12 protein-coding genes are annotated in these 15,701 nt (G+C 58.4%); 7 read left to right on the top strand and 5 right to left on the bottom strand.

What is annotated here, in order from left to right; translation table 11 throughout:
- Window positions 1–405 precede the first annotated feature (405 nt).
- The 4 genes from dnaA to gyrB all read left to right on the top strand — a co-directional run bounded on the left by dnaA (window position 406) and on the right by gyrB (window position 6,789).
- Window positions 406–1,827, top strand: coding sequence for a chromosomal replication initiator protein DnaA (gene dnaA, locus ASTEX_RS00005; protein WP_013477539.1), 1,422 nt, complete (start codon window positions 406–408; stop codon window positions 1,825–1,827).
- Between the two features lie 158 nt (window positions 1,828–1,985).
- Window positions 1,986–3,107, top strand: a complete 1,122-nt coding sequence (dnaN, locus tag ASTEX_RS00010; RefSeq protein WP_013477540.1) for a DNA polymerase III subunit beta — start codon at window positions 1,986–1,988, stop codon at window positions 3,105–3,107.
- A gap of 107 nt (window positions 3,108–3,214) precedes the next feature.
- Window positions 3,215–4,339: a DNA replication/repair protein RecF gene (gene recF, locus ASTEX_RS00015; RefSeq protein ID WP_013477541.1), complete on the top strand. Its 1,125-nt coding sequence runs from the start codon at window positions 3,215–3,217 to the stop codon at window positions 4,337–4,339.
- A 2-nt stretch (window positions 4,340–4,341) separates the two neighbouring features.
- Window positions 4,342–6,789 carry a DNA topoisomerase (ATP-hydrolyzing) subunit B gene (gene gyrB, locus ASTEX_RS00020; RefSeq protein WP_013477542.1) on the top strand — a complete coding sequence of 816 codons (2,448 nt, stop codon included), beginning with the start codon at window positions 4,342–4,344 and terminating at the stop codon, window positions 6,787–6,789.
- Between the two features lie 590 nt (window positions 6,790–7,379).
- Here gyrB and ASTEX_RS00025 read toward each other — a convergent pair.
- Window positions 7,380–7,748: a helix-turn-helix domain-containing protein gene (locus ASTEX_RS00025; RefSeq protein ID WP_013477543.1), complete on the bottom strand. Its 369-nt coding sequence runs from the start codon at window positions 7,746–7,748 to the stop codon at window positions 7,380–7,382.
- Window positions 7,749–7,854: 106 nt separating this feature from the next.
- On the opposite strand from ASTEX_RS00025, the gene ASTEX_RS20925 reads away from it, so the two are divergent.
- Window positions 7,855–7,989: a hypothetical protein gene (locus ASTEX_RS20925; protein ID WP_280959864.1), complete on the top strand. Its 135-nt coding sequence runs from the start codon at window positions 7,855–7,857 to the stop codon at window positions 7,987–7,989.
- A 6-nt stretch (window positions 7,990–7,995) separates the two neighbouring features.
- Here ASTEX_RS20925 and ASTEX_RS00030 read toward each other — a convergent pair whose 3' ends face one another.
- The 4 genes from ASTEX_RS00030 to ASTEX_RS00040 form a co-directional block, all read right to left on the bottom strand.
- A complete protein-coding gene (locus ASTEX_RS00030) occupies window positions 7,996–10,059 on the bottom strand; it encodes a glycoside hydrolase family 97 protein (protein ID WP_013477544.1) in 2,064 nt (687 codons plus the stop codon).
- A 332-nt stretch (window positions 10,060–10,391) separates the two neighbouring features.
- Window positions 10,392–11,627, bottom strand: coding sequence for an argininosuccinate synthase (locus ASTEX_RS00035; protein WP_013477545.1), 1,236 nt, complete (start codon window positions 11,625–11,627; stop codon window positions 10,392–10,394).
- Between the two features lie 73 nt (window positions 11,628–11,700).
- Window positions 11,701–12,150 carry a DUF2199 domain-containing protein gene (locus ASTEX_RS21025; protein WP_083805523.1) on the bottom strand — a complete coding sequence of 150 codons (450 nt, stop codon included), beginning with the start codon at window positions 12,148–12,150 and terminating at the stop codon, window positions 11,701–11,703.
- Window positions 12,151–12,251: 101 nt separating this feature from the next.
- Window positions 12,252–14,273: a potassium transporter Kup gene (locus ASTEX_RS00040; protein WP_013477547.1), complete on the bottom strand. Its 2,022-nt coding sequence runs from the start codon at window positions 14,271–14,273 to the stop codon at window positions 12,252–12,254.
- 160 nt (window positions 14,274–14,433) lie between these two features.
- Between ASTEX_RS00040 and ASTEX_RS00045 the strand changes: the two genes are divergently transcribed.
- Window positions 14,434–14,853, top strand: a complete 420-nt coding sequence (locus ASTEX_RS00045) for an Rrf2 family transcriptional regulator (protein WP_013477548.1) — start codon at window positions 14,434–14,436, stop codon at window positions 14,851–14,853.
- Window positions 14,850–15,647, top strand: a complete 798-nt coding sequence (locus ASTEX_RS00050) for an SDR family NAD(P)-dependent oxidoreductase (protein ID WP_041658356.1) — start codon at window positions 14,850–14,852, stop codon at window positions 15,645–15,647. The genes ASTEX_RS00045 and ASTEX_RS00050 overlap by 4 nt, the downstream gene beginning before the upstream one ends.
- Window positions 15,648–15,701: the final 54 nt, after the last annotated feature.

Consider the following 15,701-nt stretch of genomic DNA (forward strand, 5'->3'; position numbering starts at 1 on the left):
AATTTCTCCTTACCGGGGAAGACGTTATCAGAGTCAACAGAAATATCAGCGCTGGTCAGCAAATATCCTCGTTGACCTGACCGCCGGGAAAGCTAAGGTGAACCCATCTCGCCTTTCCATCCCAATACGGATGAAACGGTGGCGCAGGGCAGGGCCTTGCGCCAGACGAGAGTCTGTTGCCAAAATTTCACAAAACCAATGACTTAGGTTTTGCCGGAACGCGGATCAGATCGGGGGTGGACACAGCCTGACACTGGTTAAGGTGTGAACGCCAAGGGTTTTTGTAACCGGAGGCGGCTCTCCCTCTTCGGGTGTCAGGGGCTCTCTCAGAGCCTGTGTCAACCCGTCTGAAGCCGCCACCGCATTGCGTAAGAGTTGGGGAAAAATGATCGGGGCTTTGATAACATGCCAGGCGTAAACAACTGGTCGCCGATCCAGCCTGAAATGGTATGGACTAAAGTCGCATCCGCGCTTCGTCATGAACTGGGTGAGGGGCCTTACAATTCCTATGTCGCGCCGTCGGCGCTGCGACAGAATCCCCTGGGCGACCCGGTGCTGGTGACGCCGACACTTTATGCCCGCGACTGGTTCGCTCGCAATGCCCTGCGCCGTGCCAACGAGCTGTGGGCGCAGCACGATCCGGACCACCGTTCGCTGGAACTGAAATCGCGGGCTGAATTCGACGATCAGTCGAAGAGCGCCCCCATGACACCGGTGACCCGCACAGATAGCGCCGAAAACGCACCGGCGGCTCCTGTCGTCAGTTTTCAGGACGCGGTGGCCCGTGTGGCCGGGCTCCAGGAACGCCTGACGTTTGAGACCTTTGTGCCTGGTCGCGGCAATGAATTCGCCTACACCATGTCGCGTCAGGTGGCCACCTGGGCGGATGGGCACTTTAACCCGGTCTTCTTCCACGGCCCTTACGGCTATGGAAAAACACACCTTCTGAACGCCATCGCCTGGGAAGCGAAGGCCCGTCGTCAGGACGCAAAAGTCGTCTATCTGACCGCGGAAAAGTTCACCTCGACCTTTGTGAAATCGCTTCAGGACCGCTCGACTGCGGCCTTTAAGGATGAACTGCGCAGTGCCGATTTGCTTCTGATCGACGATGTGCATTTTATCGGCGGCAAGACCTCGTCGCAGGAGGAGTTGTTTCACACCTTGACCGCGCTGTTGGAAAACAATAAGCGCGTGGTGTTCACGGCGGACCGTCCGCCGTCGCACCTCAACGAAATCGAAGCGCGTCTCAGATCGCACCTGTCTTCCGGACTGGTCTGCGCTCTGGATGTCGCCGATCAAAGCCTGAGAATGGGCATTATCGAGCGTAAGCTCGATCAACTCGCTAAGCGTCTGGGCGTCGCCCAGAAGCCGCAACATGATGTACTGCAATTTTTAGCAGACCGCGTACCGGGTTCTATCCGAGAGCTGGAAGGGGCCGTTAATACCCTGGCCGCTTCGGCCGGTGCGCGTCTGGGGAGTTTGACTTTGGACGAAGCTATGGCCTTGCTGCAACCCAACCTGAAGGTATCGGCTGAGCGCCGCGTGACGGTCGATGAAATCCAGAAGCTGACGGCGGATCACTTCGCCCTGAAGCAGGCGGATCTTCTGTCGGAGCGCCGGACGCGCTCGGTTGCCCGCCCGCGTCAGGTGGCGATGTGGCTGTGCAAGCAGCACACGACGCGTTCTTATCCGGATATCGGCCGCCGTTTCGGCGGGCGTGACCACACCACGGTTCTGCATGCCGTGAAGAAGGTCGAGGAGCTGCTGCAAAGCGATGAACAGATCGCCAAAGACGTGGAAGCCCTGACCCGCAAACTGCGCGGCTGATTAGCCGGTTTAACCGGTTGACGCCGCTTAATAAACATTTAAGGTCTTACGAAGCGCCGGGGCAACTGCCCCGGCCTTTTGCTCTCTACCTACACGGCCGCAAAGGCTGGTCAAAACTTCTGGCCAAAAATTCCGGCCAAAAATTCTGGGATGCCAAGATGCAGCTAATCATTGAACGTGGCGCACTCCTGAAGGCACTGGGCCACGTCCAGAACGTGGTGGAACGCCGCAACACCATCCCCATACTGTCGAACGTGCTTCTGTCGGCTGAAGGCTCACAGGTGTCCTTCTCAGCGACCGATCTCGATATGGAGATCGTCGATTCCGCAGAAGCCATCGTCGCCGTGCCGGGTCAGATCACTGCGCCGGCCCATACCCTCTACGAAATCGTCCGCAAACTTCCCGACGGAGCGGATGTCGAACTGCGCTATCAGGCCGGTGACGATCCGCGCCTCACCGTACAGGCCGGGCGCTCGCGCTTTGCCCTGCCCGTGCTGCCCGCCGGTGATTTCCCGGTCATGTCAGGCGACCATGACGGCACGACCTATGCGCTGCTGAAAGAAGACTTAAAGCGCCTGATCGACAAAACGCGCTTTGCCGTCTCGACCGAAGAGACGCGCTACTATCTCAACGGCCTTTTCCTTCACACCCTGACTGAGGACGGATCAGGCTATCTGCGTGCCGTGGCTACCGACGGCCACCGCCTGGCCCTTGCCGAAATGCCGGCTCCGGACGGTTCGATGGGCAGCGCCGGGGTTATCATCCCGCGCAAGACCATTGATCAGGCCCGCCGCCTGCTGGACGACGGCACGGGTTATGTCGAACTGACCGTTTCACCCGCCAAGATCCGCTTCAACTTCGGCACTGCGGCCCTGACGTCGAAAATCATCGATGGCTCCTTCCCGGATTATGGTCGCGTGATCCCGAAGAACAACGACAAGCTGATGCGTATCGACACGGGCATCCTGTCGCGCGCCGTCGATCGCGTTTCGACCATCTCAGCGGAAAAGAGCCGCTCGGTGAAGATGGCGATCGAGCCGGGGCGTCTGACGCTCACCGTGCGCAATATCGAAGCCGGTCAGGCCGTCGAAGAAGCGGAAATCGACTACGATTCCGACTCGCTCGAAATCGGCTTCAACGCCCGCTACATCCTCGATGTGATGGGGCAGATCGCCGGTGAACAGGTCGAACTGCGCCTCAATGATGCGGCCTCTCCGACCCTCGTGCTCGATACCGCAGATCAGGGCGTACAGTACGTGCTGATGCCGCTGCGGGTGTAGGCTCAATTTTTCGCCCTGCTCCACATTTTGGCAATGAGACAAATGGTCAGATCGAAACCCGGGGTTACCGTGTGTTTCGATCTGACTTTTTCGTTTAAAGGGCGCGCATGAAAACCCGCATTCACGCCCTGAGCCTGACCGATTTTCGCAGCTATGACCGGCTTGATGTCGATTTGTCCGGGCGGTCGCTATATCTGTTCGGCCCCAACGGCGCAGGTAAGACCAACTTTCTTGAAGCGATCAGCGTCCTCAATCCCGGTCGGGGTCTGCGCGGGGCGGCCGTCAGCGATCTGGGGCGTCGCCTTCCGCAGGAGGCCAAGGGTCGCGCCTGGGGCGTGTCGGTCGAGCTGAAAAGCGCCGAGGACGATATCCGCATCGGCACGGGGTCCGACCCGCGCAGCCTTGAAAAGCGTCTTGTGCGCATCGACCAGCAAACCGTCCCGGCGGGGCGTCTGCTCGATCATATTCGCCTGGTTTGGCTGACCCCGGCGCAGGACCGTATCTTCCTTGAGGCGCGCGCCGAGCGGCTGCGCTTTTTCGACCGCTTGGTCTTCGCCGCCACACCTTCACACGCCACGACAGTTAGCGCCTATGAAAAGGCCCTGCGTGAGCGGCTAAAACTGCTGGTGCAGGGTCCCGCCGACGCCGTCTGGCTCGACGCGCTGGAGGAGAGGCTCGCTGAGGCCGGAAGTGAGATGATTGGGGCCCGCCGCGCCGCCCTGAGCGATCTTCAGGCGGAAATCGAAGCGCACGAAAGCGCCTTCCCAAAGGCGGATCTGGGACTGATCAACGAAGCGTCAGACGCCCGGGAACGCGAGACCCTGAATACCGCCTTGCGCGAGGGATTTGCCCGGGCCCGTGCCCGTGATTCGGCGGCGGGGCGCTCGCTTTTCGGGCCCCATCGCACGGATCTCAGCGTCTTTCACCGCGAAAAAGATCGTCCGGCCGCGGACTGTTCCACGGGGGAGCAAAAAGCCCTCGTTCTGAACCTGATTTTGGCGCAGGGGTCGAGACTTTCGCGTGTCAAAAGCGCACCGAATCCTGTAGTATTACTTGACGAAGTCGCAGCGCACCTCGACCCGATTCGCCGGGCGGCGCTGTTTGATGAAACCGATCGTCTGGGCCTGCAAACCTTGTTTACAGGCACGGACGAAAGCCTCTTCGACGGATTGGCCGGGCGTGCGCTTGGGGTTCGTGTCGAAGGGGGCCAATGGGTAGAATTTAGGGACTAGGCATGGCCGAAAACGAAGAGCATCCGGAAGTCGTCGAAAACGCTTATGGCGCGGATTCGATCAAGGTTCTCAAAGGGCTGGATGCGGTGCGCAAGCGCCCTGGCATGTATATCGGCGACACGGATGACGGGTCGGGCCTGCACCACATGGTCTATGAAGTCGTCGATAACGCCATCGACGAAGCGCTGGCCGGTCACGCCACCCGGGTGGAAGTGATCCTCAATGCCGATGGGTCCTGTTCAGTCTCCGACGACGGGCGCGGGATGCCGGTCGATATCCACGCCGAAGAAGGCGTGTCGGCAGCCGAAGTCATCATGACGCAGCTCCATGCCGGCGGCAAGTTTGACCAGAACAGCTACAAGGTCTCCGGCGGCCTGCACGGCGTCGGCGTCTCGGTCGTCAATGCCCTCTCCGACTATGTTGAGCTGAAAATCTTCCGCAATGGCAAGACGCACGAGGCACGCTTTGAGCTTGGCGAAACCGTGCGTTCGGTCGAGGTTACCGGCGACGCGCCCCTGCGCGAAAATGGCAACCCCCTGACCGGTACCATCGTCACCTTCCTGCCGTCACTGAAGACCGGCCCGGACCAAGGCACCTTCACCTTCATCGATTTTGACCGCAAGACGCTTGAACACCGCCTGCGTGAACTGGCCTTCCTCAACTCAGGCGTCCACATCCGCTTCGCAGACCTGCGTGAGGCCGAGCCCTACGACATCATCCTGCATTACGAAGGCGGCATCGTCGAATTCGTCAAGCATCTGGACAAGTCAAAATCACCGATCATCAAGGAGCCGATCGACGCGCGGGGCCTGCGTGACAAGGTCGAGGTTGATCTCGCCCTGCAATGGAACGACAGCTATCACGAGACGATGCTGTGCTTTACCAACAACATCCCGCAACGCGACGGCGGCACCCACCTGGCGGCCTTCCGTGGCGCCCTCACGCGGGTGATGTCGGCCTATATGGAGTCTTCAGGCCTCGCCAAGAAGGAAAAGGTCTCGGTATCGGGTGAAGACGCGCGCGAAGGCCTGACCTGCGTTCTGTCGGTCAAGGTGCCGGACCCCAAATTCTCGTCGCAGACCAAGGACAAGCTGGTCTCCTCCGAAGTGCGTCCGGCCGTCGAAGGCATCGTCTTCGAAAAGCTGTCGCAGTGGTTTGAAGAAAACCCGGTCGAAGCCAAACAGATCGTCTCCAAGATCATCGAAGCTGCTGCCGCCCGTGAAGCGGCCCGCAAGGCCCGCGAACTGACCCGCCGCAAATCGGCGCTCGACATCAACTCGCTGCCAGGCAAGCTGGCCGACTGTCAGGAACGCGACCCGGCCAAGTCCGAACTCTTTATCGTCGAGGGTGACTCGGCCGGTGGCTCGGCCAAGCAGGGCCGTAACCGTGAAAATCAGGCCATCCTGCCCCTGCGCGGCAAGATCCTGAACGTCGAACGCGCACGTTTTGACAAAATGCTGTCGTCGGAAATGATCGGCACGCTGATCACGGCGCTAGGTACCGGTATTGGGCGAGATGATTTCAATATCGAGAAGCTGCGCTACCATAAGATCATCATCATGACCGATGCTGACGTGGACGGCGCGCACATCCGTACCCTGCTTCTGACCTTCTTCTACCGTCAGATGCCGCAGATCATCGAAAACGGCTATCTCTATATCGCTCAGCCGCCTCTGTATAAGGTCGCCAAAGGCAAGTCGTCGCGCTACCTGAAGGACAACACCGAAATGGACGCCTTCCTAATCGAGGAAGGCACGTCTGAGGCGGTTCTGGAACTGCGCTCAGGTGAGCGTATCACCGCTCAGGACCTTGAGGCTCAGGTACGTATCGCCAAGACCTTCAAGGGCAGCGTGGACCGTCTGGCCAGCCGCGCCCCGGCCTTTGCGATCGAACAGGCGGCACTGGGGGGCCTGTTCGGCGACAAGCCCGATCTGGCACTGGTCGCCAAGCGTCTTGATCGTCTCAAGGAAGACGGTGACGGTGACTGGAGCGTCGAAGCCAATACGACCAGCCACGGCGGCTATGTCTTTACCCGCGTGCGTCGTGGCGTATCGGAAAAGATCGTGCTGGATGACGGCCTGATCCATTCGCAGGACGCCCGCCGCCTCAATGAGCGGACGCTGGAACTGGGAGACCTGTTCAACGAAGTCTCGACCTTCCGTCGCAAGGACAAGGCCGCAGACATCCGCGGGCCTCTGGACCTCGTCGCCGCCGTTCTTGATGCCGGACGCAAAGGCCTGAGCATCCAGCGCTATAAGGGCCTGGGTGAAATGAACCCGGATCAGCTGTGGGAAACCACGCTGGATAAGGACGCCCGCACCCTGCTTCAGGTAAAGGTCAATCTGACCGACGAAGCCGACGACCTGTTTGTCAAACTGATGGGTGATCTGGTCGAACCACGCCGCGAGTTCATTCAGGACAATGCGCTCGATGCTGAAGTGGACGCCTAACGCCACCTACCACCCTCTTTTAAAACCGCCGGGTCAACACTCCGGCGGTTTTTTCTGCGGCAAGTGTCGATTTGCGATTCTTTATATAACGTCACGCGCCCCGCATCCCATCGGTGATGCATCCCCCTCAGCCCCACTTCTCACCTCCACGGTTAGCTAGAGCGTTTGCGCGGAGGCCCTCATTGCGCCTCGCGGCAATTGATGCTGGGGATGCATGACTTCCGACTTGCACGCGCTCATCGCTCTAAAGTGGCAAAAAGGGCGCCGCCTATCTCGGAAAACTTATGGCCTTGACCACCGATAGCCTAATTAAAGCGTGGCGCCGATGGCCCCAGGTAAAGGTCAACAGGGACCGCTCTGGCGGATAGTTGGAATTCGTAGGCTGGAAATTTGAAAATCAGTGCCTGCAAAACAAGCGGGACTGGAGAATGTTTAATGTTTCGAATCGAAAAGGTGATCGTAGGCGCGGGCGAGTAGCTTTCATGCATCAAGGGTAGGAGCACGGAACTCTGTTCAACCGAGCTTTATGATGCCGCTCCGCTGCTATGATCCGGTACCATCAAGGTCGATACGGACTGGGTATCGGTAGATTAGGCGATCAGATCACATTCCTGAACCAGGCGGTCGGCCGGAATATGCCAGGCCTTGTTTATTTTACGGATCATAGCGAGTGTCAGGGGGCGTTTGCGGCGAAGTATTTCTGTCGCGCGGTTTTTGCCGATCAGATTGGCTAGATCGGACTGGGTCCTGCCCTGCGCTTCCATGGCTGCCTGAATGGCTTGAACCGGATCGAGGTTCTTTGCGATAGGCCAGCGGCGCTCCTCGTAGTCATGAACGAGAGTGATCATGATGGCGAGCTGGTCATGTTCCGGCGTGCCTTCGGCTGCGCTCCAAAGGCCTTTCATTTCTTCCAGTGCGGAAGCGTGATCGTCATCGTTCTTGATAGGGCGAATGTCCATGATCAATACTTTCAGAATTGGTCGACGGTCGTTGCGTCGATCCGATCATATTCGGCATGAGTGCCAATATACAACCCTGGGAGATTTCTGCCCACGAAGTAGATTTATGACCATCCTGTCGGGTAGTTTTTTCAAATCCATTTCGACCTCAGCCAGAAAGGCGTGCCTAGAGGCTCTATTCTTCTGGCTTCTGATGCTATCCAGCCCGGTCATCGAAACGCCCGATGCCGAGCTGGACTAAAAATGGCTAACGGCGTTTCTTGACCGGCTTTAGGGGTGTAATCTGAATAACCCCACCGCCCGAGTTGGCCAATCGCAGTGTGAGACTTTGCTGGGCATCGACATCAATTTCGCTCTTCTTCACGCTCGAAGGGTGATCGCCATCTTCCCAGACAACCGCTTTATAGGCGCCTCTGCCAAGGAAGTTCAACGGCACGCTAATCGTCTTTGCACCGTCAGTCATCGCCCCCACATACCAGCTATCGCCTGAACGGCGTGCGATAACCACACATTCGTCAATGTCCCCAAGGATGAAGCGGGTCTCGTCCCAGGAGGCGGGAACGCGCTTTAAAAAGTCAACACCGTCCTCTGGACTTCCGTCCGGCTTCTTGTAGGCGGGCGGACTGTCAGAAACCATCTGAAAAGGGCTCTCGTAAACAACATACATCGCCAGTGCGGCCGCTCTGGTGGTCATGACATAAGGGTTCACGAAGCTTTGCTTTGCGGGAAAATCTGCCGGCGTCGTGTGTCTGAAACCACCCGGCGTATAGTCCATCGGCCCGAGCAGCCCACGGGTAAAGGCCAAGGTCACGTTGTGCTTGGCAGTTATGCGCTGGCTCCATTTGTTGTTTTCTGCGCCCAGCACCCCTTCTTGGGTCATGTAGTTTGGCCAGGTCCGGGTTAAACCTGCAGGCGGAAAGGCCCCATGGAGGTTGACCATGAGCTTGTGATCAGCGGCCTTCGACAGAAGTCGCCGATAAAACGCCATGATCTCCTGATCGTTGCGGTTCAGAAAATCGACCTTCACCCCCTTAACGCCCCACCGTTCATAGGTTGCCAGCGCCTCTTCAAGTTGGGCATCCAGTTGCTGCCATTGCAGCCAGACCCATACGCCGACACCCTTCGCTTTAGCGTAGCGTACGATCTCGGCAATATCGATTTCCGGCTTGGGTCGGGTCACATCGGCGTTCGCAGTGGGCTCAACGGACGATCCAACAGACCAGCCTTCGTCGATGAGAAGATATTCAAACCCCATTTCGGACGCGAAATCCGCATAAGCCTTATAGGTGGCCGTGTTCATGCCTGAGGTCTGACCATTGGCATTATGGGGGGACGGCAGAGGAAAGGCGTTGCCATTCCACCAGTCCCAGGCTGACAACCCGGGCTTAATCCAGCTTGTGTCTGCAATCATCGAGGCGGAAGCGAGTGTATTGATCAACTGGGACTCGATCAGCTGGCCATTCGTATCTCCCATCATCACGACGCGCCACGGCGTTTTAAAGTCGGTCGAAACGTCTAGCTGAGCCGCTCTGGTGCGGAACCGTGCGCCGGGGTCATTGTCTTTGCGAGGGGTCAAGACCACGCGTAAACCCGGTGTGCCGTCGTTAAGCCCCGTATAGTAGGCCCCCGGATAGTCTTGTGGATCCGATTCCGCGATAGCAAATGCGGCGGAACCCGTGCGGCAGACGACCGGCGCCTGGAACAGATGGAAGGGGCGAAACTGCGAGGCCTTAATCGCATCATGCTCGCCTTCAAAACTGTTCTCAAACCGTCCCTGGTTCAGACCGTGACAATCAAAGTCGTCGCTAAAGCGAAATGAAGTCGCCTCGTCTTGGATGTTTAGCGCCGAACGACCGGGCTGTTTAGGAACGACATAGCGAAACGCAATCCCGTCATTATAGGCCCGAACGATCAGATCCAGTCTCGCCAATTCAGACTGCCCGGTTTCAATACTTATATGACTTTCCTCGTACGAGGCGCGGACGTCTTTCGACTTCCCTACAGGCAAGGTGTAACGGTCTTCGCCCGTCACTGTTTTGGAGGCTGAAAGCTTTGCGCCCCTCTCCCCCAGTGTTGTGCCAAACGGGGAGCTGTTTTGCAAAATGAGCCCAAGCGGTGAGGCTTCAATCAGAGCCCTTTGATGCCGGCTTACACTGAAAGTAAGTGCCCCCTTATCGCTCACCACAACGTCCACACGATTACGCTTATCCGGAGACGTTGTTGAAACGGTTTGCGCCGCCGATGATGTCGCCGCAACCGCAAAAACGGTGATGGAAACGCATTTCAAACAAGACCGAAAATCGAACACCATGAAGTCCTCCCTATTTGTATGATATTGGGAGCTATCACGTGACCAAGGTCAAGATCTGAAAACGCGGCCTTTACGGTGAAGGGCCACTTTAAGGCAATGGCGTCACCTTTAGTGGCGGACAGCCAACTTTCCTAAGGACAGGAAACGGCATCGCCCTGCCCTTACAGGCCAAGGGCTGCCTTGCGGTAAAGGCGGATCTTTCACGAAGCGGCAATCCCAGGGCCACAAGGAATGGGCCCTGGAACATGTCCCGCTTCGAAAGCTTCACAGTTCGCAGTGTCTTACCAGATAGGACGCAAGAGCGCCTCGAAGACACTCAAATGCGGCGCGAGCTAGCCGCGAAGGTCGCGCTTTGCCGCGACCCGCAGACGCAAGGCGTTGAGCTTGATGAAGCCCGCCGCATCGCGGTGGTCATAAGCCACCTTGCCCTCTTCGAAGGTCACCAGATCCTGATCATAGAGGCTGTAGGGGCTTTCGCGGCCAATGACCGTGACATTGCCCTTATAGAGCTTCACCGTCACGCGACCGGTGACCTTGGCCTGCGAATAGTCGATCGCAGCCTGAAGCATTTCGCGCTCCGGCGAGAACCAGAAGCCGTTATAGACCAGCGAGGCGTATTTCGGCATCAGCTCGTCTTTCAGGTGCATGGCGCCGCGGTCGAGCGTGATCGACTCGATGCCGCGGTGCGCCGCCAGCAGGATGGTGCCGCCGGGGGTCTCATAAACGCCGCGCGACTTCATGCCGACGAAGCGGTTTTCGACGAGGTCCAGACGACCGACGCCGTTGTCGTGACCGAGCTGGTTCAGCTTGGTCAGAAGGGCTGCCGGCGACAGGGCTTCGCCATTGATAGCCACCGGATCGCCCTTTTCAAAGTCGATGGTGAAGACCTCGGCCTTGTCCGGCGCGGCTTCCGGGGCGATGGTGCGCTGATAGACGAACTCCGGGGCTTCGACCGCCGGGTCCTCCAGCACCTTGCCCTCGGACGAGGAGTGCAGCAGGTTGGCATCGACCGAGAAGGGCGCGTCGCCGCGCTTGTCCTTGGCAATGGGGATCTGGTGCTGTTCGGCAAAGGCCAGCAGAGATTCACGCGACGCGAAGTCCCACTCACGCCATGGCGCGATGACCCTGATATCGGGCTCAAGGCCGTAATAGCCCAGCTCGAAACGCACCTGATCGTTACCCTTACCCGTCGCACCATGACAGACGGCATCGGCGCCGACCTTGCGAGCGATTTCGATCTGCTTCTTGGCGATCAGCGGACGCGCGATCGAGGTGCCAAGCAGGTACTGGCCTTCATAGACGGTGTTGGCACGGAACATCGGGAAGACAAAGTCGCGCACGAACTCTTCGCGCAGGTCTTCAATATAGATGTTTTCCGGCTTGATGCCGAGAAGCTCGGCCTTCTTACGCGCAGGCTCCAGCTCCTCACCCTGACCAAGATCCGCGGTGAAGGTCACCACCTCGGCATTATACTCAGTCTGAAGCCACTTCAGGATGATCGAGGTGTCGAGGCCGCCCGAATAGGCGAGGACGACTTTCTTGACGGGCTTTTCAGTAGGGGAGGTCATGAGGCAACCACTCCGGTCAGGGGGTAAAACAGTTGCTCGCGCGTTTAAGACCCCTCCCCTCAAGATGCAAGGATTAATGCAGAAGCGAGAGGGCCATCTTATGCCATTGGGCTATGGTAATGCCGTTACTCTGGTCGATGGCCAGAGGGTGGTCTTTTTGTGTGACTGTAAATATCGGAACCAACCCAGGTTCACGGCATTGTACAGATAAAGGTAATTCAATAACCGAGCCGTAAGACCTTATCGGGCTACATAGCCAACCGAAATATGGAGTATCGTCTGCACGGTCCAAGGCATCCCAACGATCGCTCATGTGGCAAAAGCTGTCTTCGCTTAGTGAAGACCACACTGAAAATTCCAAATAATCCTGCTTTTTCAGTATGGGTATCCGAATATGCCCACGAATGAAAAAATGCCTATCATCGACAACGCATTGATCTTTATTCAAAAACACCCGGCGTTCAAATTCATCGTCAGCGGCAAAAGCACGCCAAGGGGCATCAATGCCGAAACACAGGGGCATATCATCATGCGCCTCGCCGCAATGACGGCACTTCCATGATGCCGAACAAATGATCCCCCTAAACGCAAACCCCGTCCGGTAAGCCGAACGGGGTTGAGTATCTATACACTGACCTGTGTCCCAAGCTCCACAACGCGCCCCGGCGGGATATGGAAGAATTCCGTCGGGTTGGTGGCGTTGCGCATCAGGAAGATGAACAGGCGATCCTGCCACAGCGGCATACCGGACGTCGCCGAGGCCACAACGCTGCGGCGACCGAGGAAGAAGCTGGTGGCCATGATGTCGAACTTCAGGCCCTGCTTGCGGCAGATACCCATGGCTTTGGGCAGGTTCGGGCTTTCCATGAAGCCATAGTGAACCGTGACACGCTTGAAGTCCTCATCGAGCTTCTCGATGGTGATGCGCTCAGATTCGTGGACACGCGGGATGTTGCGCGTATCGACCGTCAGGATGATGTTCTTCTCATGCAAAATCTTGTTGTGCTTGAGATTGTGCATCAGGGCGACGGGTGCGACTTCGGAATCGGAGGTGAGGAAGATGGCCGTGCCAGGTACGCGGTGCGGGGGGCGGGCCTTCAACATGTCGATCAGGTCCGTCAGAAGGACGCTGTCGCGGCGGGACTTTTCAAACAGGATGCCCGATCCGCGCACCCATGTCGCCATGATGGTGAACAGGCACGCCCCGATGAGCACGGGCAGCCAGCCACCGGAGAAAAAGCGCAGCATGTTGGCGCTGAGGAAGGACAGGTCGAGAATCATGAAGGGGACGATGAAGGCGAGAACACGCGGCCAGCCCCACTTCCACATCTGACGCATGACAATAGCCGCCATCATGGTTGTAACCACCATGGTCCCCGTCACAGCCAGACCGTAGGCGTGGGCCAGAGCCGATGAGGTCTGGAAGGTAACCATCACCACCAACACGCCGACCAGCAGCATGGTGTTGAGTTGCGGGACGAAAATCTGACCTTCCTGCGTTTCCGACGTACGCTTCACGTTCAGACGCGGCAGGAGGCCCAGTTGGATGGCCTGCTGTGTCAGGGAGAAGGCGCCGGTAATAACCGCCTGAGATGCCACGACCGTAGCCATACCGGCCAGCAGCACCAGAGGCAGACGCAGGGCCAGCGGGGCCATTTCAAAGAACCAGTTCATTTCCTCAAACGGACGCCCCGCCGCCTGAGACGCATCGAGAACCGTCAGCGCCAGTGCCCCCTGCCCCAGATAGTTGAGTGTCAGGCACGGCAGCACAAAGAACAACCAGGCCGCCTGAATGGGCCAGCGACCGAAATGGCCCATATCCGCCGTCAGGGCTTCAGCTCCGGTCACAGTCAGAAAGACCGCGCCCAGCACAATGAAGCCGGCCATCCCGTGTTCAGACAGGAATTTTACGGCGTAGTAGGGATTAATAGACGCCAGTATTTGCGGGTTGGCGATAAACTGACCAATGCCCAGCGCCGCCATCGAAGCAAACCAGACCGCACAGATGGGGCCAAACAGCAGACCGACCTTGGCCGTTCCGTGGCTTTGAAAGGCAAACAGGCCGATCAGCATGACGCCTGCAATCATCAGAACCAGTTCATTGGAGATGCTGTTTTCCAGCGCCGGAATGGTGCGCAGGCCCTCGACGGCCGACAGAACTGACATGGCCGGCGTAATCACCGCGTCACCATAAAACAGCGCTGCGCCTATGATGCCGAGCGTAAAGACGACCGCCGTGCGCTTGCCAATGGCTTGCTGTGCCAGCGCCATCAGCGACAAAACGCCGCCTTCGCCCTTGTTGTCGGCGCGCATGATGAAGCCGACATATTTGACCGTGACCACAAGGATCATCGCCCACAGGGCCAGCGATACGACGCCCAGAATTTCCGGACGCGTCACGCCGTCGCCTGCGGCCGCGTGCAAGGCTTCCTTGAACGCGTAGAGCGGCGAGGTGCCGATGTCACCAAAGACCACACCAATAGAACCCAGAGCCAGCGCCCAGAAACCCGCGTGCTTGGCGTGGCTTTCTGTGGACTGCGGTTGTGAGGGTTTGTGCGCGGACGCGACGTCCGCTCCGGTCTTTTCGCCGGTGGAGACCGAAGCGTCCGGGGAGGGACTGGCTTCGGGAGGGGTATCCCCGATCATGCAATATCTCCTGAGAGACCACACAATCGGGTCCTCGCTTGAACGGCGGGCCTCTTACGCCCATTTCTAGCCAGATTCAATCCACATTGCATCAGGCCTCCGCTTGGTCACGCGATTCCACTAGGAATGGCAGTCAAATTATCGTAATTACGGAGAGATCATGTCCGACAGTCAGAGATTTCCCGTCGCCGCACATACCCTGGCCTATCTGGCCCACAAAGGGGCCTATTCGCGTGAACAGGCGGTTTCTTCGTCGGTGCTGGCGGCCTCCATCCCGACCAACCCGGTGGTTATCCGTCGCATGACCACGCAACTGGCCAAGGCCGGCCTGGTCGATACCTGCTCGGGCGTCTCCGGCGGCACGTGGCTGCTCAAACCCGCTGAAACCATCCCGCTGGATCAGGTGCTGCATGCCGTGCACGGCTGCGCCCATCTGGGCTCGGCCCCACCCGGAGCCGATGGCTGCCCCGTCGGCCAGGCTATCCCTAAGGCGGTATCGGGCGCCATGAAAGCGGCCAATGCCGCCGCGACCGAAACCCTTTCGAAAATCACTGTCGCCGACCTCATCCGGAATATCTGATGCGCAGACTGGCCCTCATTACCGGCGCAACTTCGGGCATTGGCCTCGCCTTTGCCCGCGTCTATGCCAGCCACGGCTGGGACGTGGTGGTCACGGGCCGCCGTCAGGAGCGTTTGGAAAAGCTGGTTGAAGAAATTCGCCTGCGCTTCGGCGTCGAAGCCTCGTTCGTCGTGGCCGACCTGTCCGAAGTGGGCGCGCCGCAAAGGCTGATCGACTATGTAACGTCGCTTGGGCGCAAGGTCGATGGGCTGGTCAACAATGCCGGCTATGGCCTGCCAGAAGGCTTTATCGGCAATGCCTTTTCGTCGCATGAAGCGTTTCTGCGGGTGATGATGCACACCCCGACCGAACTGGCCTATCTGGTCCTGCCCGGCATGATCGAGCAGAAGTTCGGACGCATCGTGAATGTGTCGTCTCTGGCCTCTTATCTGCCCGCTTCACCGGGCGACACCCTCTATGCACCCGTCAAGGCGTATCTGACGCGCTTTTCACAAGGCCTGCACCTTGAGGCGCGTGACCACGGCGTTCATGTCAGTGCCCTTTGCCCTGGCTACACCTATTCAGAATTCCACGACGTCACCGGCTCGCGTGAGCGCATCAGTCAGACGACGCCGGAATGGATGTGGATGGGCGCTGATGAGGTGGCCCGCGAAGGCTATCAGGCCGCCGAAGCCAATCGCGCTATTTGCGTGCCGGGTGCCCCCAACAAGTTCCTGTCGGCGCTGCTGAAGATCATCCCCGACGACTGGGCGCTGGAGCTGATCTCCAACCATCTGCGCAAGATGGTGCGCTAGATCATTGTGATTTCTGGTAGAAACATAATGATCTAGATTGTGTTTGGCCCCTCG

It is taken from the genome of Asticcacaulis excentricus CB 48 (assembly GCF_000175215.2).
GTDB lineage: Bacteria > Pseudomonadota > Alphaproteobacteria > Caulobacterales > Caulobacteraceae > Asticcacaulis > Asticcacaulis excentricus.